Annotated in this window: 18 protein-coding genes; 8 read left to right on the forward strand and 10 right to left on the reverse strand. The window is 71.8% G+C overall.

Going from position 1 to position 21,570, the window contains the following annotated elements:
• Positions 1-70: 70 nt before the first annotated feature.
• The gene (locus NJE57_RS07640) at positions 71-2,194 is read right to left on the reverse strand and encodes an MMPL family transporter (RefSeq protein WP_319027791.1); all 2,124 of its coding nucleotides are present in this window, start codon (positions 2,192-2,194) and stop codon (positions 71-73) included.
• Between the two features lie 157 nt (positions 2,195-2,351).
• Between NJE57_RS07640 and NJE57_RS07645 the strand changes: the two genes are divergently transcribed.
• The 4 genes from NJE57_RS07645 (at position 2,352) to NJE57_RS07660 (ending at position 6,817) form a co-directional block, all read left to right on the forward strand.
• Complete coding sequence (locus NJE57_RS07645; protein WP_319027792.1) at positions 2,352-3,584, forward strand: pyridoxal phosphate-dependent aminotransferase family protein; 1,233 nt, start codon at positions 2,352-2,354, stop codon at positions 3,582-3,584.
• Positions 3,585-3,586: 2 nt separating this feature from the next.
• Positions 3,587-4,495, forward strand: a complete 909-nt coding sequence (locus tag NJE57_RS07650; protein ID WP_319027793.1) for an NAD-dependent epimerase/dehydratase family protein — start codon at positions 3,587-3,589, stop codon at positions 4,493-4,495.
• 27 nt (positions 4,496-4,522) lie between these two features.
• Positions 4,523-5,632 (forward strand): acyl-CoA dehydrogenase family protein, encoded by a 1,110-nt coding sequence (locus NJE57_RS07655; RefSeq protein WP_319027794.1) that lies wholly within the window; start codon positions 4,523-4,525, stop codon positions 5,630-5,632.
• Positions 5,633-5,764: 132 nt separating this feature from the next.
• Positions 5,765-6,817, forward strand: a complete 1,053-nt coding sequence (locus tag NJE57_RS07660) for a C4-dicarboxylate ABC transporter (protein ID WP_319027795.1) — start codon at positions 5,765-5,767, stop codon at positions 6,815-6,817.
• A 6-nt stretch (positions 6,818-6,823) separates the two neighbouring features.
• Here the strand turns inward: NJE57_RS07660 and NJE57_RS07665 are convergent, their stop codons facing one another.
• Both NJE57_RS07665 and NJE57_RS07670 read right to left on the reverse strand, forming a co-directional pair.
• Entirely contained in the window at positions 6,824-10,147 is a 3,324-nt protein-coding gene (locus NJE57_RS07665) for an error-prone DNA polymerase (RefSeq protein ID WP_319027796.1), read from the reverse strand.
• A 33-nt stretch (positions 10,148-10,180) separates the two neighbouring features.
• Complete coding sequence (locus NJE57_RS07670; RefSeq protein WP_413464384.1) at positions 10,181-11,122, reverse strand: sucrase ferredoxin; 942 nt, start codon at positions 11,120-11,122, stop codon at positions 10,181-10,183.
• Between the two features lie 68 nt (positions 11,123-11,190).
• On the opposite strand from NJE57_RS07670, the gene NJE57_RS07675 reads away from it, so the two are divergent.
• Positions 11,191-11,844, forward strand: a complete 654-nt coding sequence (locus NJE57_RS07675; RefSeq protein ID WP_319027798.1) for a hypothetical protein — start codon at positions 11,191-11,193, stop codon at positions 11,842-11,844.
• Between the two features lie 52 nt (positions 11,845-11,896).
• Here NJE57_RS07675 and NJE57_RS07680 read toward each other — a convergent pair whose 3' ends face one another.
• Positions 11,897-13,549: a DNA polymerase Y family protein gene (locus tag NJE57_RS07680; protein ID WP_319027799.1), complete on the reverse strand. Its 1,653-nt coding sequence runs from the start codon at positions 13,547-13,549 to the stop codon at positions 11,897-11,899.
• Positions 13,546-14,322 carry a hypothetical protein gene (locus NJE57_RS07685; RefSeq protein WP_413464379.1) on the reverse strand — a complete coding sequence of 259 codons (777 nt, stop codon included), beginning with the start codon at positions 14,320-14,322 and terminating at the stop codon, positions 13,546-13,548. Before NJE57_RS07685 ends, NJE57_RS07680 begins: the two co-directional genes overlap by 4 nt.
• 187 nt (positions 14,323-14,509) lie before the next feature.
• On the opposite strand from NJE57_RS07685, the gene NJE57_RS07690 reads away from it, so the two are divergent.
• Together NJE57_RS07690 and NJE57_RS07695 are read left to right on the forward strand one after the other, a co-directional pair.
• Positions 14,510-15,790 (forward strand): DUF2254 domain-containing protein, encoded by a 1,281-nt coding sequence (locus tag NJE57_RS07690; RefSeq protein ID WP_319027800.1) that lies wholly within the window; start codon positions 14,510-14,512, stop codon positions 15,788-15,790.
• A 118-nt stretch (positions 15,791-15,908) separates the two neighbouring features.
• Positions 15,909-16,862: an L-lactate dehydrogenase gene (locus NJE57_RS07695; protein ID WP_319027801.1), complete on the forward strand. Its 954-nt coding sequence runs from the start codon at positions 15,909-15,911 to the stop codon at positions 16,860-16,862.
• Position 16,863: 1 nt separating this feature from the next.
• Here the strand turns inward: NJE57_RS07695 and NJE57_RS07700 are convergent, their stop codons facing one another.
• Positions 16,864-17,007 carry a hypothetical protein gene (locus NJE57_RS07700; RefSeq protein WP_162845727.1) on the reverse strand — a complete coding sequence of 48 codons (144 nt, stop codon included), beginning with the start codon at positions 17,005-17,007 and terminating at the stop codon, positions 16,864-16,866.
• Positions 17,008-17,125: 118 nt separating this feature from the next.
• Between NJE57_RS07700 and NJE57_RS07705 the strand changes: the two genes are divergently transcribed.
• Entirely contained in the window at positions 17,126-17,527 is a 402-nt protein-coding gene (locus NJE57_RS07705; protein ID WP_319027802.1) for a DUF6157 family protein, read from the forward strand.
• Here NJE57_RS07705 and NJE57_RS07710 read toward each other — a convergent pair.
• The 4 genes from NJE57_RS07710 to NJE57_RS07725 form a co-directional block, all read right to left on the reverse strand.
• Positions 17,524-18,144, reverse strand: coding sequence for an SGNH/GDSL hydrolase family protein (locus NJE57_RS07710; protein WP_319027803.1), 621 nt, complete (start codon positions 18,142-18,144; stop codon positions 17,524-17,526). The genes NJE57_RS07705 and NJE57_RS07710 overlap by 4 nt on opposite strands.
• Before the next feature lie 227 nt (positions 18,145-18,371).
• Positions 18,372-19,151 (reverse strand): response regulator transcription factor, encoded by a 780-nt coding sequence (locus NJE57_RS07715; RefSeq protein WP_319027804.1) that lies wholly within the window; start codon positions 19,149-19,151, stop codon positions 18,372-18,374.
• Positions 19,148-20,410: a PspC domain-containing protein gene (locus tag NJE57_RS07720; RefSeq protein WP_319027805.1), complete on the reverse strand. Its 1,263-nt coding sequence runs from the start codon at positions 20,408-20,410 to the stop codon at positions 19,148-19,150. Before NJE57_RS07720 ends, NJE57_RS07715 begins: the two co-directional genes overlap by 4 nt.
• Before the next feature lie 118 nt (positions 20,411-20,528).
• A complete protein-coding gene (locus NJE57_RS07725; RefSeq protein WP_319027806.1) occupies positions 20,529-21,545 on the reverse strand; it encodes a mechanosensitive ion channel family protein in 1,017 nt (338 codons plus the stop codon).
• Positions 21,546-21,570: the final 25 nt, after the last annotated feature.

A 21,570-nucleotide genomic window follows, 5' to 3' on the forward strand; every position in this document is an offset into this window, starting at 1 on the left:
CTACGACGAACCGTCGCGGCAGGGCGGGTTTACGGGACGAGCGCGGGTATACGGGACGGGCGCGCCGCGATCAGCTCTCCCGGATCCGCAGTCGATCGAAGACGGCCCGTAGCGGCCTCGGCGCCCACCAGTTGGCCTCCCCGAGCAGGAGCATGGCGCTCGGGACGAGCAACAACCTGATGACGAACGCGTCCACCAGCACGGCCAGCGCCATCCCGAGTCCGAGCATCCGGACCACGCTGATCCCCGACGTACCGATGGCGAGGAACACCACGGCCACGAGGACCGCCGCCGCCCCCACCACGGGGGCGGTGCGTGAGACCCCGTCGACCACGGCCCGGGTGGTGTCGCCGTGGCGGTCGTACTCCTCGCGGACACGGGAGAGCAGGAACAACTGGTAGTCCATCGACAGACCGAAGGCCAGGCACGCCATGAGCAGGGGCGAGGAGCTGTCCACCACCCCCGTGGCCGTCACGCCCACCAGGTCGGCGAGATACCCCTCCTGGAAGATCAGGACTATCGCGCCGAACGTCACGGTGAGACTCAGCGCCGCCATGACCAGCGTCTTGAGGGTGACCAGCACGCCACCGGTCAGCAGGAAGACCAGGGGCAGCACCACCGCCATGACGAGCAGGGCGACCGGCACCGCCCGGTCGGTGATCGCCTGGCGGGTGTCGACATCGTCGGAGTAGGTTCCCGCCACCGGGGCCGGGGTCACCACGTCGCGGACCCACTCGGCGAGGTCCTGTTGCTCCGGCTGCGTCAGCCCCGGGGTCGTCACCACCTCCACCGCGGACACCGAGCCCCGTCTCAGGGTGGGGTCCCCGGGTCCCACCGCCAGCCCGTCGGACACGGTGTCGTCCGGGCCCCGCGCCACCATCACGCCGTCGATGCGCGACACCCGCTCCGCCAACGCGCCGGGGTCCACCCCGTCCGCCAGGACGACCAGGGGATCGGATCCAAGGTCCGGCCGCTCGTCGCGCAGCTGCTCGGCCGCCACTCTGGACGGCGCATCCGGCGGGAGGACCCGGTCGTCGAGGGTGCCCAACCGGAGGCCGAACGCGGGCGTCAACAGGATCAACAGGAGCGCCGACACCCCCAGTGCCACCGCCACCGGGTGCTTGCGCGAGACCCCCAACATCGCCGTCACCGAGCGGCCGGGGCGGGACGGGTCGACCCGCCGCACGGACCACGCGTCGATCCTGCGACCGAGAACGCGGAGGACCGGGGGCAGCACCACCAGGGTGAGGGTGGCGACGAGCGCGACGACGGCCACACCGGTCATCGCCATGGACCTCAGGAAGGGCATGTCGACCGCCGTCAGCGCGGCCAGACACAGTCCGACCGTCACCGCCGAGATGACGATGGTCCTCCGACATCGGCGCATCGTGCGGTCGACGGCCTCCGGTGGGTCCGCCCCGGCCGCCAGCTCCTCGCGGAACCGGGCGACCACGAGGAGGCTGTAGTCGATCGAGAGACCCAGCGCGAGACCGATCACGAGGTTGAGGGCGAACACGGAGACGTCGATCAGGTGCACCAGGCCGGACAGGACCAGGAACGTCGAGAGCATGGCGAGCACCCCGATCGCCACCGGGACCGCGGCGGCCACCACGGAGCCGAAGAACAGCACGAGCAGGATGAGGGTGAGGGGGACGGCGATGAGCTCGGCGCGGACCAGATCCTCCCGCGCGATCAGATCGTCCTCGCGGAGGATCTCGGCCCGGCCGGTGAGCTGCCTGTCGACGCCCTCACCGGGCGGGGGCAGGGCCTCGCGGACAGTGTCCAGGGTGCGTCTGGACTCGGAGTCGTCGCCGGACAGCACCGCGGACACCACCGTGGGCCCGTCCCCGGGGGCGGGTGACACGGTCACGCGTCCCACTCCCCCGGCATCGCCGAGGTAGGACGCCACCGCCTGGGCGTCGCGGTCCACGGCGGCGGACTCCGCCCCCGAGACCAGGACGAGCAGGTCGGGGGTGCCCACCCCCACCTCCGCGTCGAGCCGCCGTTCGGCGACGGCGGACGGCGTGGAGTCTGCGCGGAACCCGCCGGGGGTCAGCTGCTCCTCCACTCCCCCGGCGGAGAGCGCTCCGAGCACGGCCAGGACCAGCGCAGCGGCGAGCGGCCACCCCCTCGTCAGGATCGACCGCCAGCGGTGAGCACGCTGCGTCGTCCGGGTGTCGGCTCTGTGACTCATCGGTCTCCCTCACTCAGGCGTCCCATTCATTCGTTCCGGATCCGGAGGCGGATGGGCGACGGGGGCATCGGGTGATCAGGTGAGGATTCGTTCGCCCGACCCATCCGCCCCGGAGAAGGGGCCGAACCACCGTGACAGCCCATCGGAAGGACTTCTCGTGAACCATCCCCTCATCGACCGCCTCGCCGCCGACGAACGGGTCCAGATCTTCTCGTCCCTCCAGGACGCCGGTCAGAGCCCCTACTACCGGACCATGAACTCGAGCTCCGGCGCCACGAGCAACGTCGAGGGTGTGGACCGGATCATGCTCGGCTCCAACAACTACCTCGGTCTGGCCCGTCACCCCGAGGTCATCGAGGCCACCACCGAGGCGGTCCGGCGATTCGGGTCCGCGAGCACAGGGAGCCGCCTGCTCAACGGGACGATGTCGCTGCACGAAGAGCTGGAGGCGGAGATCGCGGACTGGTTCGGCACCGAGGACGCACTGTGTTTCTCGACCGGGTACCAGACCAACCTCGGCACCCTCGGCGCCCTCGTCGGTGAACGGGACGCGGTCGTCATCGACGAGTACGCCCACGCCTCGCTCCGCGACGGCCTCCGCATGGCGCGGACCTCCGTCCACCCGTTCCGCCACAACGACCTGGGCGCGCTCGAGGAGGCCCTGATCACGGCCCGCCGCGGGTCCCCGGAGCAGATCCTCGTCGTCGTCGACTCCCTCTACTCGATGGAGGGCAGCCTCGCGCCCCTGTCCGGCGTCGCGGAGCTCGCCCGCTCGTTCGGAGCCGCGCTCATGGTCGACGAGGCCCACGCGATGGGCCTGTTCGGTCCGACCCGGCGGGGCTGGGTCGAGGAGACCGGGACGGTGGCCGACGTGGACGTGACCATGGCGTCGTTCTCCAAGTGCTCGGCCTCCTGCGGCGGGTTCATCACCGGCAGCTCCGACCTGGTGACCGGGCTCAGGGTCACGGCGCGACCGATGATCTTCAGCACGTCCTCGGTCCCCGCCGCGACCGCGTCCTCCCTCGCCTCGATCCGGATCATGCGGACCGACGAGGGTGCCGCGCGCACCGAGGCGGTGCGCCGGAACTCGATCCTGCTGCGCACCGAACTGGGCGACAAGGGGATCGAGTGCACTTCCGGCCTCACCGGCGACGACTGGTCGCCCATCGTGCCCGTGCCCGTGGGCGACGACCTCCGCGCGGTGCACGTATGGAACCTGCTGCTCGAGCGGGGCGTCTACACCGGTGTCGCGGTCCACCCGGCCGTCCCGGCGGCCGGTGCGATCCTGCGCCTGTGCGTCACGGCGGACCACACGGATGAGCAGCTGGTGGAGGCGGCCACGGCGATCGCCGATGTCCTCGCCGCCACTCGTGACCTCGCCGCTCTATGAGGGTGGTGCTGACCGGGGCCTCCGGAGACTTCGGTACGGCGCTCCTGCGCGGTCTGATCCTGCGCGACGAGGTCGATCACGTGGTGGCCCTGGCTCGGTCGCCGCTGCGCGTCCGGGACCCGAAGATCGAGCAACGGACGATCGACCTCGCCACCGACGACCTCGACGAGGCCTTCGTGGGCGCCGACGCGGTGATCCACTGCGCCTTCATGGTCGAGGAGCCGCGCGACAAGGAGTCGGCCCGGATCGTCAACGTCGACGGTTCGCGACGGGTCCTCCGGGCGGCCGATTCCGCCGGCGCCCGGGTGTGCGTGATGACGTCGAGCATCAACGCCTACGGCCCACGCGGTGGCCCGGAGGTGATCGACGAGACGGCGCCGATCGGTGCCGGCGAGGAGCACTACTACTTCCACCACAAGGCGCTGATGGAGGAGGACGTGCGCCGGTGGCGGCGCGGTTCCGACGGCCGCATGGCGATGGCGGTCCTGCGGCCCACCTACGTGGTGGGGCCGGACATGTCCAACTCCGGACTGGAGACCATGCGTTCGCGCATCGTCCTGCACCCGAGCCCCGGGCGGTCCTATTTCCAGTTCCTCCACCAGGACGACCTCGTCGACGCGTACCTGCGGGTGGTCCTCACCGGCGTCGACGGCGAGTTCAACCTCGGTCCGGAGGGCGCGCTCACCGTCTCCGAGCTGTGCCGACTGAACCGTTCTGTGTGCGTCCCCGTCCCACTCCGCGCCGCCAGACGTCTGGCCGACCTCGGGTTCCGGTTACGACTGCTGCCCTATTCCTCCCACTGGGTGACCTGCGGGGAACCGGTCACCACGTCACGACGACTCAGGGACGCCACCGGGTGGCAGCCGCGGTACGACTGCACCGAGGCCGCCCGCCTGATGCTCGCCGGTTGATCCCACCTCAAACCCCGAAAGGACCCCATGCTCCTCACCACCGAGAACCAGACCCTCGACTCCTACGCCCCCGGGTTACGTGAGCGCCTGTACGCAGGCGGTCTCCTCGCCAACGAGGGCGCCGAGAGCACCGCCGTGGCCGACTGGTCCGCCACCGGCGGGACCAGTCTCATCGTCCCCACCTCACTGGGCGGTGCGGGCGCGAGCGCGGTTGACGCGGTGCGGTTCCAGACCGCCATCGGCGCGGTCGCCCCCTCCCTCGCGGCCGCGACCACGATGCACCACCTGTCGTGCGCGACCCTCTTCGAGGCCGCCGAGGACGCCTCGCAGGACGAGCGCGACCTCATCAAGGCGCTGGTCGAGGGCGGGACCGTGATGGCCTCGGGTTTCTCCGAGGGCTCCCCCGGGGGATCGGTGTTCCGTCCGACCATGACCGCCCGCCGGGACGGTGACGACTACCTCCTCTCCGGCCGCAAGGCCCCCTGCAGCCTCTCGAGGTCCATGAGCCTCCTGGTGGCGAGTGCGCTCGTGGACGACTCCGAGCGGGCCGTCGTCCTGGTCTTCGACGGGGCCGAGGGGCTGAGCCGGGAAGAGTTCTGGAAGAGCCCCGTCCTCGCGGCGGCGGAGAGTGACGCCTTGATCCTCGACGACGTCCGGGTCGGGGCCGACATGGTGTTCCTCACCTCCCAGAACGATCCCGACGACGTCCACGAGATGACCGGGTACCTGTGGTTCGGTCTGTTGATCAGCGCCTGTTACCTGGGCGTGGCCACGCGAATGGTCGAGCGACTCACCGAGCGCGACCGACTCGACCCGAAGCTGTTCTCCTCGGCGCTCGCGGAGGTCGAGACCATGCGGACCGCGCTGCACGCCGTGGCCCGCGAGTTCGACGAGGGGGCCCGCGGGGGCGACGTCTCGGCGAGACTCGCGCTGGTCCGGTGGTCGATGCGCGACGCCCTGGTCCGGGTGCAGTCCATGGTCCGCGAGGCCGTCGGGGGATTCGCGTACATGCAGGACCCGGAGCTCGCCTACGCCTTCGAGGCCGTCCAGGTGTTCGGCTACCACCCGCCGTCGCGCCGGGACACCGCCGACCGGTTGGTGTGCTGGGCGCGCGGGGAGGACTTCCGCTACGTCTGAGACCGGACTCCTCCGGTGGGCCGGTGCGGGCATCCGGATGGACGGCCGGACGGCCGGGTCTGACGTCCGCCCGGTCGCCGCGGACGATGGGGCGCCGGGTGTCGCGACGACGAGCTCGGGCATAGTGTCCGGGTGACCAGAGAGCCGGGTGCCGGGACCGGGCCCCCGCCGCTGTCGGTGCCGGGGCCCGGACCCGCGTGGTTCGGCTCCGTGATGGGGACGGGCGGGCTCGCCACTCTCCTGCAGATCCACTCCGCGCGCCTTCCCGTCTTCGGCCCCCTCGCGCTCGTCACCCTGCTCCTGGCCTGGGTGTTGCTGCTCGGTCTCGGGGCGGGGTTCGCGCGGTCGGTCGCGCGAGATCCAGACGTCTGGACCCGGTCGGTGCGGGACGCCGCGATGCTTCCGCTGTGGGGCATGGTCTCCATGGGGCTGCTCGCGGTGGGGTCGGCCACCTTCGTCGTGGTAGACGGTCACGCCCCTGCCTTGTCCGCGGTCGCACAGGGGGCCGACGCGGCACTGTGGGGGGCGGGAACGGTCCTCGGCGTGGCGACCGCGGTGGGGTTCACCGTCTGGTTGTTCACCACGCTCCCCGAGCATCCCCTGCCCACGTGGGCGCTCCCGATGGTGCCGCCGATGGTCTCCGCGACCGCGGGCGGCCTCCTCGCCGAACAGATCGACTCCCCCACGGTGCGCACGTTCGTCATGGCCGTGTGCACGTTCGGCTTCGTCGCCGCTCTCGGGTTGGGCGGTGCCGTCATCACGCTGGCCTATCACCACGCGTGGTTCCGCACGCCCGTCCCGGTGGAGCTGTCGACCACCACGTGGATCCCGCTGGGGATCGTCGGACAGTCGGCGGCCGCGGCGCAGGTGCTCGCCGGTCCGGGACTGGCCGGGATCGCCCGGGTCTACGGCGCCGGCGTCCTGATCGCCGGCGCCGGCGTCCTGATCGCCGGCGCCGGCCTGGGGGCGTTCGCGGTGCTCTCGACGCTCCGCGGCTTCCTCGCCCGGATGGCGTTCACTCCCGGGTGGTGGGCCATGACCTACCCTCTCGGCACCTGCGCGCTGGGAGCCCACCACCTCGGCTGGGAAGCCGCGAGCCTGCTCACCGTGTTCGTGCTGTGCTGTGTCTGGGTGCTGTGCGCGGGCGCGAGTCTGCGCGCGGTCCTGCGGGCACGCCCGGCGTAGCAGCGGTCACCGGAAGTCCCGACTGCGGCCGATCGCCATGCCCAGGTGCAGCCGTTCGATCTTGTCCGCCACCACGCTCACCGCTCCCGAGCGGTTCTCCACGGTGCCGCGGACGATGAGCGCGGGGGCGGACGAGACGATCGGCCGGTAGCGCGCCCACAGCCCCACCGAGCACACGACGTTGGTCATGCCCGTCTCGTCCTCGAGGCTGAGGAAAGTCACGCCCTCGGCGGTGGCGGGCCGCTGCCTGTGGGTGACCGCGCCGGCGACCTCGACGCGGCTGCCGTCCGGGACGTGGGCGAGTCCGGCGGTGGTGCACACCCCCCGGGAGTCGAGCCAGGGCCGCGCGTGCACCGTGGGGTACTCCTCGGGGCTGATCCCGGTGGCGGCCAGATCCGCCGAGGTGAGCTCGAGGACGCTCATCCCCGGCAGCGCCGGGGCGTCGACCTGGCTGAGTCCGGGCAGCATCCCGGGCCGCTGTCGTGCTGCGGTGGCCGCCGACCACAGGGCCGACCGCCGGCCCCCGACGCCGAGCGCGTCGAGCGCCCCGGCGGTGGCCAGTGCCTCCATCTGCCTGACCGTCAACCCCGTGCGGCCGGCGAGGTCGGCGGCCGAGAGGTACGGGCCGTGGGTGTCGCGTTCGTCGGCGATCGCCGTGGCGAGATCGGTGCCGATCGCCCGCACGGACTCCAGTCCGAGGCGCACCTCGGTGCCCCTGTTCTCGCACGTGGCACCGCCGAGCGAGCGGTTGACGCAGGGGCGGTGCACGGTGACGCCGTGCCGCCGGGCATCGGCCACCAACGACTGGGGGGAGTAGAACCCCATCGGCTGGCTGCGCAGCAGTGCCGCACAGAATACGGCCGGGTGGTGGCACTTGAACCACGCCGAGTAGTAGACGATCGCCGCGAAGGACTGCGAGTGGCTCTCGGGGAAGCCGTAGTTGGCGAACGCGCACATCTTCTCCCAGATGCGCTCCCCCACCTCGGGTCCGGTCACCGGCGTCCCGGGCGGTCCGGTGCCGATGCCGTGGAGCTCACGCATACCCGCGAAGAACCGTTCCCGCAGTCGTGCCATCCGCTCGGGCGAGCGCTTGGCCCCCATCGCCCGGCGGAGCTGGTCCGCCTCCGCCCCGGTGAACCCGGCGATCTCCGTGGCGATCTGCATGAGCTGCTCCTGGAACAGCGGGATCCCCAGCGTTCGTCCCAGGGCCGCCTCGAGTGCGGGGTGGTCGAACACCACCTCCTCCCGTCCGTTGCGCCTGCGGATGTAGGGGTGCACGGAGCCGCCCTGGATGGGTCCGGGGCGGATGAGCGCCACCTCCACCACCAGGTCGTAGAACGTCCGCGGCCGGAGTCTGGGCAGCGTGGCCATCTGCGCCCGCGACTCCACCTGGAACACCCCCACCGAATCTCCGCGGCACAGCATCTCGTAGACCGCCGGGTCGGCGAGGTCGAGTCGGGCCAGGTCCACCTCGAGATCCTTGTGCTCGGCTGCCAGGTCGATGGCGTGGTGCAGCGCGGTGAGCATCCCCAGCCCCAGCATGTCGAACTTGACCAACCCGACCGCCGCGCAGTCGTCCTTGTCCCACTGCAGGACCGTCCGGCCGGGCATGCGCGCCCACTCGACGGGCACCACGTCGGCCACGGGGCGGTCGCAGATCACCATGCCGCCGGAGTGGATGCCGAGGTGCCGCGGCAACCCCACGAGCCTGCGGGCCAACGCCAACACATCCGGCGGGACGGTGTGCTCGGCAGCCTCCCGCTCGTGCTGCTTCAGCCCCGACCACCGGTCGACGCTCTTGGACCACGCGTCCTGCTGCCCGGTGGAGTACCCGAGGGCACGGGCGATGTCCCGCACGGCCGACCGCCCCCGGTATGTGATGACGTTGGCCACCTGTGCGGCGTGGTCCCGCCCGTATCGGGAGTAGACGTACTGGATGGCCTCCTCTCTGCGACCGGACTCGATGTCCACGTCGATGTCGGGTGGCCCGTCCCTCTCCGGGGACAGGAACCGCTCGAACAGCAGGTGCGCCCCCACCGGGTCCACGTTGGTGATCCCCAGGGAGTAGCAGACCGCCGAGTTGGCGGCCGAACCCCGGCCCTGGCAGAGGATGCCCTCCCGGTGGCAGAACTCGACGATGTCGTGGACGACGAGGAAGTAGCCGGGGAACCCCAGATCGGCGATCACCCCCAGCTCACGGTCGATCTGGGCGTACGCCTCCGGCGCCTCCTCCCGCCTCCCGTAGCGGCGCGCGGCCCCCGCATAGGTGAACTCGGCGAGCCGGGTGTCCTCGGTGTACCCCTCGGGGACGTCGAACGGCGGCAGTTCGGGAGCGATCAGCTGGAGGTCGAAGGCACATTCCTCCCCCAGCCGGGCGGCGGTGCTCACAGCGCCCGGCCAGCGATCGAACAACTCCGCCATCTCCTCCCCCGAGCGCAGGTACGCCCCACCGGCCGCGGGCAGGTGCGCGGCCTGGGTCTCCAGCGCCCTACGGGCCCCGAGCGCCGCCATGACCGAGGCCAGGCGGGCGTCCTCCGGTCCCGCACAGTGCGCGGCGGTGGTGGCCACGACGGGCAGCCCCGCCTCGGCGGCGAGTGCGGCCAGCGCGTCGCACCGCTCGGTGTCCTCGGGCACGCCATGGCAGGTCAGCTCCACGACAACCCGGTCCCGGCCGAACAACTCGACGAGCTCGGTCAGTGCCACGCCCGCGGCCGCGGTGTCGAAGTCGGAGGCGCCGACGCCTCCCCGCTCGAGAGCCGTTCGCATCCGGCCCCTGCGGCAGCCGGTGAGCACATACCAATGGCCCCCGGCGACCTCGGCGAGTTCGGCGAGTTCGTACCGCGGTTCACCCTTGGCCCCGCCCCGCAGGTGGGCGCGGGCGATCGCGCGCGAGAGCCTCCGGTATCCCTCTCCCCCACGGGCCAGCACGAGCAGGTGTTCACCCCCGGGCAGCGAGAGTTCGGCCCCGAACACGGTGGCCAGGCCCAGCTCGGAGGCCGCCTCGGCGAAGCGGACGACCCCGTACAACCCGTCGTGGTCGGTGATCGCCAGCGCGGTCAGTCCCAGCTCCGCTGCCGCCTCCGCCATGGCCTCGGGAGAAGAGGCACCGTCCAGGAAGCTGAAGGCGGTGTGGGCGTGGAGCTCCGCGTAGGGCACGCGCCCCTGCGTCCGGGGCCGCTGTGGAGGGGTGTACTCACCCCGCCGACGGGACCAGGCGGGGGCGTCACTGCCGTCGCCGGGATGGGGGTTCTCCTGTCCACGCGGGTTGGGGCGCCCGGACAGCACCCGTTCGAGCTCGGTCCAGGTCCTGGGTCCGTGGTACCAGTTCACCGGGCCTCACCCGCCGGGGCCCGGTGCGGGGGCTCAGAGTTGGGTGAACGACTCCACGACCCACGCCGAGGCGTCGCCGGGCGGCTTGCGGCAACTCTGGGACCGGGGAGGGAGCGGGCGGGTACCCGTCTCGACGCGCCAGGCACGCCCGTCGGCGTGCCGGACAACGGCCACACGCGGGGAGTCTGCGTCGAGGGCCACGACGAGCTCGTCGATCCCCGCATCCACGCCGGAGTCCCGCACGGCGACCTCTGCCACCTGACCGGCCGGCGGCCACGTGCTGCGGCCCCGCAGATTCTCGGTGACGACCCGACCGCCCAGTTGCGCCTCGACGATCCCTGCCGCGTGGGCCGCCTCCGCGGGCCCGTAGGTGTAGCCGGTGCCGGGAAGCAACAGCACCGGAGCGAAGCGGTGCCCGCCGGTGTGGGAGCACTCCCACACCGCGGCGTCGGGATCGAGCGCGGCCAGGCGCTCGCCCACCAGTGCCTCCAGTGCGGCCGCCACCGGGCGTCCCCGCACCGCGCAGCACTGGTCGCGTTTGGCGTGGGTGCACACGAGTGGGACCGGTGCCGTGACCTCGCGGGTGCCGGCCACGTGCGCGTCGGGCGACAGGTCCAACCCGAGCATGTCCTCGGGTCCGTCCACCCGGCCGGTGCGGATACTCCGTCGGCCGGGGCGGGTGTCGCAGAGGTAGAAGCGGTGCCTGTCGAGGCGCTGGCCCTCGCGGCCGGGCCGCCGGATGAGGAGCATGCGCGAGCCACAGTCCGCGACGTGCTTCTCGAGACGTCCGGACAGGCCCTCGCCCAGCGCCTCGCCGTCGAAGATGTCGCGCCCCCACCGCCCGGGGACCTCCAACAGCACCCAGCACTCCTCGTGGGCGGCGGTGCCGGCCGGCGGCTCGTCGGCCGACTGGAAGGAGCACCAGTCGGGTCGCGTTTCGGGATCAGTATCTGACACGATCCCATCGTGCCCCATACTGCGGAGAGGCATAACTGTGGCCACCTTGTGGGACAAAAGTGACCAGAGGGACCTAGGCTGGGGGTATGCGTACCCGACACCGCCGCCTCGCAGCGGCCGCCGCTCTCACCGCCGTCGCGTCCCTGGGCCTGGCGGGATGCGGGACCGACCCCTCGACCGACCCCTCGACCGACGCCCCTGCCACGAGCCAGCCGGCCACTGCGGAATCCTCCCCGGCCGCGCTGGCCCGGACCCTCGCGCCGGAGGAGACGGAGGCCTCCGATCCGGCGGCCCGGCCAGCCGATTCCGCGCCCAAGGTCCAACTGTCCGGTGACAGCGCCGAGCGCGCCCAGCTCGTCGTGACCGAGATCCGCGTGGGCAACTTCCAGGGCAAGGACCGCGTGGTCTTCGAGCTGGAGGGCCAGGGCACCCCGGGGTACTCCGTGGACTACGTGGACGCCCCCACCCAGCAGGGCAGCGGCTTCCCCGTGGAGGTGCCCGGGGACTCGTTCCTCCAGGTGATGATCAACGACCAGGTGCTCCCCACCCAGACGGAGATGACGGAGATCCCCGCGGGCACCGTCTCGGCAGAGGAGGCGACCGGGGTCTCCGGAGTGGCCTTCGCCGGCCAGTTCGAGGGCCGGGCGCAATCCGTCATCGGCCTCAAGGGCACGGGCCGCGACTTCTCCGCCTTCCTGCTGCAGAACCCGACCCGCCTGGTAGTGGATATCGACCGCTGAACCGACACGATGGCCGACGTGGCCCCCACACCCGTTCATTCGTAGACCCCTCTCATTCGTAGACTCCCTCGACGGTCCAGCTCCCCGGTTCGTCCCCGAGCAGGCAGCAGAGCAACAACGCGGCCGCGCGCTCGGGGATGACCTGCATCCGGGCCCTCGGTCGGCGGCACTCGCCACCCGGACCCGGCTCCCACCAGTCCTCGTCGATCGGCCACGGCCGTGACCAGCCCAGTAGCACAGAGCGGGCGCCTCCCATCTCGACCGAGTCGGGACGCCCCGTGAGCAACCCACGCGGACTGACCCCGACGGGCGCCCCCGCCGCGGTGCGCAGCACGACTCCCCCGACGAGGGGAACCCGCGCCACGATCCCCGACCCGGGGTCACGACCCTCACGGAGTTCCAACCGGTAGCCCGGGCCCGGCCAGACCACCGACGGCGACGGCGCCGGCAGGGCCCCCGGCCACGGGCCCGCCGAGACGGGGTCCGCCGGGGCGTCCCCGTACGGCAGGGACCGCACCCGATCGGCCGGGCCGCGGCCGCCCACCTCAACGGGGACGCGGACGGACTCCGGCCCGAGCAGCCCCTGCACCCGCGCGAGTGCGCGGTGCACGCGCGCCTCCGCCAACCCCGCCTCACCCCACAGCCCCTCCTGCACGCGGCCGGCGGGGACGACCTCCACCGGCTCGAGGACCAGAGCGGTCACTGCCCCTCCCGCACCGCCGGCGATCGCGGTACCGGTGAGCCAGCCCTCCAACTGCCACCGCAGTCGGTCCGCAGTGCCCTCGGGGGTAAGCGGCGCGGAGCACCGCCACACCCGGTTGACCTCCGTCCCCTCCTCGATCCTCGCGGTGATGGACAGTCGCAGACACGCGACCCCCGCGGAGGCGAGCACGGAGTGCAACTCCCCCGCCAGTCGCCGCCCGAGGAACGCCGCCTCGTCGACCCTCTCGAGGGGCGGCTCGCACCGGTGCTCGACGGACGACCCCGTGGGCACCGCGGACACCGACGGGGGCCGCCACGGCACAGCCCGCGCGATGCGGTGCGCCACCGCGCCCGCCTCGCCGAAACGGGTGGCCACGTCCCGCGGCGGGAGTGCGGCGAAGTCCCCCAGCGTCCGCACACCGAGTCGGCGCAGCAGGTCGACCAACTCCGCCAACACCTCGGGGTCGCCCAACGTGGACTCCACCACGAGCGCGTCCACGGGGAGCCCGGCGAGGTAGTCGGCGTCCCCGCCAGGTTCCAGCAGCGCCGACCCGCGCGCGCCGAGCACGGCCGTGGGCAGCTCGTCCGCCAGTCCCACCTGACATTCCGTCCCGGCTGCCGCCACCGCGTCCACCACCCGGGTGACGACCTGCTCCACTCCGCCGTGGAACCGCAGCGCCCCGGCCGCGGAGAACACGAACAGGCCGGGTCGTAGCACCTCGATACCCGGCACCACGGCATCCAGCGCCTGCACCACGGGTTCGAACCACACGGCGTCCCGTGCCGGGTCCGCCGCCACCACGACCAGCTCCGGGCACCGGAACTGCGCCTCACGCCGGCGCAACCCGCGTCGCACCCCGACCGCGCGCGCGACCGCATTGCACGCGAGGACTCCGCGGGGGCCGACGACGGCGAGTGGCAGGTGAAGACCGTGCCCCCCGGCCCGGGCCGCCGCGACCGTCGGCCAGTCCGGGCACCACACCGCCATGACACGCGCGCTCATCCCGCGGCCACCCACTCCGCGGTCCGCGGTGGGGCGGCTCGGCCCGAGCAGCGCACCACCGTGGACACAGAGGCCAGGCGGCCCGCACCGGTGCCCAGCCCGCCGTAGCGGCAGTGCCGGCCCGCGAGCGTGAGCTCCGCACCCGGCCAGCCCGGACCCACGAGCAGTACGGCCCCCGCCGTGCGGACCCGTCCCGCGAGCACCCGCGCGCGGGACGGGGCTACCGCCGGGACGCCGGGCCCCAGCAGGACCAGGTCCAGTCCGTCGAGCAGCACCGACACCACCGCGGCCGGATCCGGGCCCGCGTCCGGGACGAGCGCCAGACAGTCCAGGCGTCCACCCTGTTCCGCCACCGCGGCCACGCCGAGTTCCGGCCAACCCACGACCGCGCACCGCGCACCGGAGGCGGTGGCCGCGGCGAGAAGCCCCACCCGGAGGGTGGCGCTGCCGGCCACCGCGGTGACCCTCCCCGCCTGCAGCACCCCTCCGGGCAGCAGGGACGCCACCGATCGCGGCACCGCGACCCCCGACACCGCGGCCCCGGGGGCCACGACATCCGGCGCCGCGCCCGCCTCCGGCCCCTCGGGTCCGGTGGGTTCGGCGGGGTCCGCAGGGTCCGCGGGCACGGATACGACCGGAGCCGCTCCCGTCGGCACCTGGGCACGCGCCGCCGCGGGCGCGCCGCCGCCGGGCATCGCGGCCAGGCGCCGGCGCAACTCCGTGACGCGCTCGGCACGCTCGAGACCGGACAGATCGACAGAGGACGCCGTCACTACCATCACCGCCACCCCTCGCCACGGCCGACACGCCGAACACTGCGTCGATCGAATGATTTTTCGAGTACGCGATCAGTGAACACCACCGGTACGACACGGCGCAAGAACACCTGTTCGACACCGTCGACCGGAGGTCTCCGTCGGACCGACCGGATACGCTGTGCCCACCACCGAGAGGAGAGTCATGGCCGGACTACGCTTCCGACTCCGCCAGATCAGCCGGCGCTTCTGGTTCCTGCCCGCCGTCATGACCCTCGTCGCGCTGGTCCTCGCCCAGCTCGGGACGTGGTTGTCCACCAACCCTGGGACGAGCGACGACGCTCCCGCCTGGCTCTACGGGGGTGGCGTGGACGGTTCCCGGAGCATCCTCGCCGCCGTGGCGAGCAGTTCCATCGGTGTCGGCGGCACCGTCTTCTCCATCACCATCGCCGCCCTCTCCTACGCCGCGGGCACCATGGGTCCGCGCCTGCTCCAGAACTTCACAGAGGACCGCGGCAACCAGGTCACGCTGGGCGTCTTCATCTCCACCTTCACCTTCAGCCTCTACAGCCTGCGCACGGTCACCGGCGGCGACGAGGGAACACCATTCGTCCCCCACTACAACGTCACCCTGGCGCTCGTCCTGGCGCTCGGGTGTGTCGGCGCGCTCGTGTACTTCATCGGCCACGTCACCGGTTCGATCAACACCACCCGTGTGGTCAACCTCCTCACCGCCGACCTCCGGTCCTCCCTGCTCAATGCCACCGAATTGACGGACCCGGAACGAAACGTGCAATCACCGCCGGAGGAGGAGTTCTGGAGGGATGCGGAGACCCTCCTCGCGGAGAAGGGCGGGTACCTGCAGCTGGTCGACCACGAGGGGCTCATCGCTCTCGCCGTCGAGACCGAAACGACGATCCGGCTCCTCGTCCGACCGGGGGACTACCTCTACCCCAACTCCCCTGTCGCCGAGGCCGTCCCAACCCTGCCCGACGGCGTCTACTCCCGGCTCACAGTCGGCAACTCCCGCACCCGCGAGCAGGATGTCGAACACGCCGTCCGCCTGCTCGCCGAGGTGGGCACCCGGGCGCTGAGCCCGGGCACCAACGACCCGTTCACCGCGGTCGACGTCATCGATCGTTTCGGGGACGCCCTGTGCACCCTCGAGGATCGGCAGTGGCCGACCGGCGTGTACTCCCGTGACGACGAGCTCCGCCTCGTCGTGGCCACCTCCGGTTTCGAGGGACTCGTCGCCTCGATGTTCGACCAGATACGGCAGTTCGGTGCGGGCGCTCCGGCCGTCAGCATCAGGATCCTCGACGTCCTCGCCGTCGCGGCGCAGGTCCTCGACGACCCCGGCCGACGGGCGGTCGTCACCCACCACGCCACGAAGCTCCGCGACGACGCCCTCGAGGCCACCCGCAACGCCGACGACCGGGTCACCATCGAGCGCCGCCACCGCGCCGTGCTCGAGGCCGCCGGATAGCGCGACCCCACCGGCCGGCAGGGTCGGCCGGCAGGGTCGGGCAGCAGAGCCGGGTGAGAGGAGACTGCGTTCACCCGGTGTCGCCCGGACGGCCACCCCACGCCCCTACCCTGGCGACATGAGAGCCTCCATCGGGAACCGCATCGTGCTCATCGGCGCCGGGGACGTGGGCATCGCCTACGGCTACGCGCTCGTCAACCAGGGGCTGGCCGACCACCTCGCCATCATCGACATCGACCACGACAAACTGGTCGGCGAGGTCATGGACCTCAACCACGGCGTCGTGTGGGCTCCCTCCCCCACCCTCGTCACCGAGGGAACCTACGATGACTGCGCGGACGCCACGATGGTGGTGATCTGCGCCGGCGCCGCCCAGAGACCCGGAGAGACACGACTCGACCTGGTCGGCAAGAACATGGCGATCTTCGAGGGGATCGTCGGAGACGTCATGGCGACCGGTTTCGACGGCATCCTGCTGGTGGCCACGAACCCCGTCGACATCCTCGCCCAGGCCTCGTGGCGCTACTCCGGACTGCCCGCCGCGCAGGTCATCGGCTCCGGCACGATCCTCGACTCGGCGCGCTTCCGCTACATGCTGGGCGAGTACTACGACGTCGCCCCGATGAGCGTCCACGCCTCGATCATCGGCGAGCACGGCGACACCGAACTGCCGGTCTTCTCCTCCGCCAACGTCTCCGGGGTGCCTCTACGCCGAGACCTCGACGGGGACCCGGACAAGCGGGAACGGCTGTCCCAGATCTTCACGGAGACCAGGGACGCCGCCTACCGGATCATAGATTCCAAGGGGTCCACCAGCTACGGCATCGGTATGGGTCTGGCCCGCATCACCCGCGCTGTGTTGCGCAACGAACAGGTCTCGCTACCGGTGTCCACGCTGCTACGGGGCGAGTACGGCGAGGACGGGATCTACATCGGTGTCCCCGCGGTGATCGGCCGGACCGGCGTCCAGCGCGTGGTGGAGCTGGAACTGGACGCCACCGAGACCACACAATTCGCCCGCAGCGCATCTGCGCTACGGGCGGTGTCCGAGCAGTTCGAGATACTGCGCTGAGTCAGAGGGCTCCGGGGGGATCGCTGGCCGGGAAGGACTCGTCGCCCCACTCGTCGGCGATCGCGTCGTCGTGCTCGTACCTGGCTTGATCCGCGGGCTCCTCGGAATGCTCGCCGGTGCGGTCAGGGTTCTGCGGACTCGTCATGATTCAACCTCCTGCGGCCGTACGGGGCGTGCGGCGATACTCAGATTACCGGAGACCGCAGGCCCCGGCGGCGGCGGACGCCACCGCCTGATCCACTACAGGAACTGGAGAAACGGCTATGCACACCACCGACTACACCGACACCCTGATCCTCCCCGCGCCCGACACCAAGGCCGTGGCGGCCGCGGTCCCGCCAGGCGGAAAAGGCTCGGTCGCCGAACTCCAGTACGACCGTCTCTCGGGTCAGGACTACACGTGGACGAGCGACGACCTCCTCTTTGACGTGCACTGCCAGCGCAAAGCGATAGCGGAGGCCGACCGCGCGGCCGAGCGCGAGAGGTTCTTCTCCAAGGGCCAGCCCTGCCTGCGCACCTCCCCGCTGGCCAAGACCTACGGCTGGGCACTGCACTTCGACTCGAACGGGCGGATAGCGCTGCTGCCCATGGATTCCGAACGGGTGAGCGAGCTCGAGGCCGACCCGGCCGTGACGGTCAAGGCTGCGATGAAGAGTTCCCGCTAGTAACCCGGCTCGACGTCCGGCAGCGAGCGCAGCCACTCGAGAACCGGGCCGGACACCACCTGCGCGAACTGCTCGTACCCGCCCGGTCCGGGGTGGGCACCGTCGCCGGCAGTGACCTCGCGCATCCACGCCCCGCCCGCCAGCAGCACGTCGAAGGTCGGCACGAACGGCACTCCGGCCTCGTCGCACACCTGCGCCATCGCCTCGGCCCGGGCGGCGATCCGCTCGTTGACCTCGTCCCACACGACCGGCGGCGGCCCCACCACGAGGAACCGCCCCTCGGGGGCCCGGTCGATCATTCCGCGCAGCGCCGCGACCGTGCCCGCCTCGTCGACGCGCACCGCCCCCTCGTGCTCGATGGCGTCGTTGACCCCGAACTCCGCGATCACCGCCGTCGTCGGGAACGCCGCCCGCCGGCGGTCGACCTCGTCCCACCGGGCCAGGATCATCTCGGAGGTGTCCCCACCGACCCCCGCGACGGACGCCTGGAGTCGCAGACCGGCGTCCGCGCCCGCCTCGATCAGGTGCGCGGTCCAGCCGCGGCCTGTCTCGTCGCCGTAGCCTGCCACGAACGAGTCACCGATGATGCACACCGGGAGGTCGCGCGCTTCGCTCATGGCCACACCCTAGTGGCCCCTACGGGTGAGTCACCTCGCCGAATGGTCGCAAGTGCACTGACCACCTGAACCCGACCGGGGGAAACCTGAACGGAATCGACCACTCGCCGCGTCGGGCGGGGTCGCGTCGGGCGGGGTCGCGGCGGGCGGGGTCGCGGCGGGCCAGCGTCCGCGGCGAGTGGGGTCGCGGCGGGCCAGCGTCTGCGGCGGGCGGAGAGCACCCCGCGTCAGTCCAGGTGACGGGACTGCGCCCAGCGGGTGAGCGCGTGCCGGTTGGACTGCTGGGTCTTACGCAGCACGTTGGAGGCGTGGGTCTCCACGGTCTTGACCGAGATGAACAGCTCCTCGGCGATCTCCCGGTAGGTGTACCCGCGCGCCAGCAGCCGCAGGACCTCCTTCTCCCGTGGGGTGAGCGAGTCGACCTCCGGGTCGTGGACGGGCTCACCCCGCTCCTCGGGGCCGGGGGCGGCGCGGGCGAACGCGTCCAGGACGAACCCGGCCAGGCGTGGTGAGAACACCGCGTCCCCGTCGGCCACCCGGCGCACGGCATCGGCCAGTTCCCCGCCGGAGATGGTCTTGGTGACGTACCCGCGGGCCCCGCCGCGGATCACCGCGATCACGTCCTCGGCGGCGTCCGAGACGCTCAGGGCGAGGAAAGTGGGCCCGGTCGCGGCGTCGTCATCGGAGGGGGCGCCGGCGCCGCCCGGAGCGGCTGAGCCACCGGCAGCTGTTGAACCACCGGCAGCGGCTGAGCCACCGGCGACGGGCCCCAGGACCGAGCGGAGTACGGCGACACCTCCCCCGTCGGGCATGTGCACGTCGAGCAGGACCACGTGGGGCCGCACACGACCGATGCCGGCGACGGCCTCGGCCACCGATCCCGCCTCGCCGACCACCTCGATCCCGTCCTGACCGGCGAGTTCGGCCCGGACGCCACTGCGGAACACCGCGTGGTCGTCGACGAGGAACACCCGGCACATCCTGTTACCCTCCGACCTGTCGGTCATTCGCCCTCCGTCGGCATCTCGATCCCGATCTCCGTCCCGCGACCGAGCGTACTGCGCACCGTCACACTGCCGCCCCGGCTCTCCACGCGGTGCCGGATGGACTGGGACAACCCGTGTCGATCCCCGTCCACCTCATCGGGGTCGAAGCCACAGCCGCGGTCACGGACGAAGGCGCTGAGCACCTGACCGTCGTTCTCCACGAACACGTCGGCGGTCTCGACGCCGGCGTGTTTGGCCACGTTGACCAGGGCCTCGCGGACCGCCCCCAGGACCGCCTCCTCGGCGTCGCCGGCCGGGACGTCACCGCCCACCACCACCTGGTCCACGCGCAGCCCGTAGGTGTCCTCGACGTCCCCGACGATCACCTCGACGGCCCCGGCGACGGTGGCCGCGCCGGAGGACATCCGCGAGCCGGCCCCGAAGAGCCACTGCCGCAGCTCGCGTTCCTGCCGGCGGGCCAGCCGCGACACCTGGGCGGGGTCGTCGGAGCGTTTCTGGATCAACGCCAGCGTCTGCAGCACGGAGTCGTGCAGGTGCGAGGCGATGTCGCTGCGTTCGGCCTCGCGGATGCGGGCCGCGCGCTCCTCCTCTAGTGACCGCCACAGCCGCAGCCCCACGGGGACGCTGAGCAGCACCACGCCGACGAGGGTCGCCAGCACGGCCAGGAAGGACGACCGCAGGGCGGCGAACTCGACCTGTCCCAGGACGACGACTGCGAGTCCGACGACGACGAGGGTCGCACCGGCGGTGACCCTGGCCCAGTCGAAGACGGACCGGGGGGCCACCCGTCCCCCGCCGTCGTACTGCTGCCAGACCAGCCCGGCTCCCAGGACCACGATCAGGACGGGCACGATCACGTGCAGGCCCGTCGCGGTGGTCACCATGAACGACAGCACCGACCCCACCAGCGCGACGGCCGCGAGGGCCATGCCGCGTCGCTGCTCCCGCGAGTCGGTCGGGGCGTTCCCCTCCTGCGCCCGCGCCGACGGGGTCAGAGCCCACAGCGCGGCGTAGAACAGCACCCCCGCACCGGACAGGGTCGCGAGCAGCACCATCGCCAGACGCACGTGGGTGACCCGCACCCCCAGATGGGCCGCGAGTCCCGCGCACACGCCGGCGACCACGGCGCCGTCGGAGATCCTGCTCAGCGGCGGGTACCACCGGAACCCCGCCGGCTGCACGGCGGGCGGGCGCGGCGGAGCAGCGACCGGTGGGGGCGGCGCGGGGGCCGGTACCGGATCGGTCGCGTTGTCACTCATACCCGCCATGGTCACAGATCGCGCCCCCGAGAGGTATCGGGGATCTCCCCCGGTTCGTCCGGGTCCACCCCGGATCGTCGGTACACCCGGATCCGTCGGTACACCTGGCCCGGGACAGCTAGGGCGAGTCCTGCCGGCCGTCGGAGGAGACCTGATCCGACCCCGTCCCGGGAGCGGTCCCGCCGACCGCCCGGATGTCGTAGACCACGCTCGCCGGACTGATCCCGGATTCCTTCAACCCGGCTACCAGGTCACGCGATATCGCGTCCTTGACCGCCCGCGCACCGTGACTGCCCACGACGAAGCGGACGGTCACGAGGATCCAGTCCTCCTGCAGGGAGACGAAGACCTGCGGCCCGAACTCGCGGACGTCGACCGCGTAGACGCGGCTCATCCGCTGCATGCTCGTCATCGCCTCGCCGCTCAGCTCGTGCGTGTGCCGGTCGGCGCACGTGGCGAACAACTCGTCCACGGCGCGCAGATCCACGTCGAAGGGGAGGTTGACCGAGATCTCCTCCCACAGGAAGGGGAACCCGCGGGAGTAGTTGTAGACGGCCTCGTCGAAGATCACTCCGTTGGACACCGTCACCACCCGGCCGGTGAACTGTCGGCTCGGTACCCAGTTCCCGGTCTCCGCTCCGGTCATGGACGACGGGGCCCCCATCTCCATCACCGTCGTCCGCAGGAAGCCGAGCGACATCACATCGCCGCGTACCCCTCCGACGGCGATCCGGTCGCCGACCGCGAAGACCCTGCCCCGGAGGATGACGAAGTACCCCGCGAGGCTCGCGATGACCTTCTGCAGAGCGAAGGCCAGACCCGCGGTCACGAGCCCGATCCCCACCGTCAGGTCGGTGCCCGGGGTCACCCAGATCGAGAAGAGTCCGAGCACGGCCATCAGAGCCGTGAGGAGTTGCAACCCCTGTTTGGTCCAGAACCTGGACGCGGACCCGGCGGGCCCGGTGACCACCCTCATCACCGTCCGCGACAGCGAGTTGAACAACGAGAGCACCACCAGCAACAGCGCGCTGAGGAGCACCTTGAGGACGGTGCGGCCGCTGACGCCGATCATCGTCACGCCGAAGAGCTTCAGGGGATCGTTGGAACTCAAGAATCCCACGACGGTGTCGACCATGTCGCCATCATCCCCGCCCGGTGCT

It is taken from the genome of Dietzia sp. PP-33, from assembly GCF_033790845.1.
Taxonomy (GTDB): domain Bacteria; phylum Actinomycetota; class Actinomycetes; order Mycobacteriales; family Mycobacteriaceae; genus Dietzia.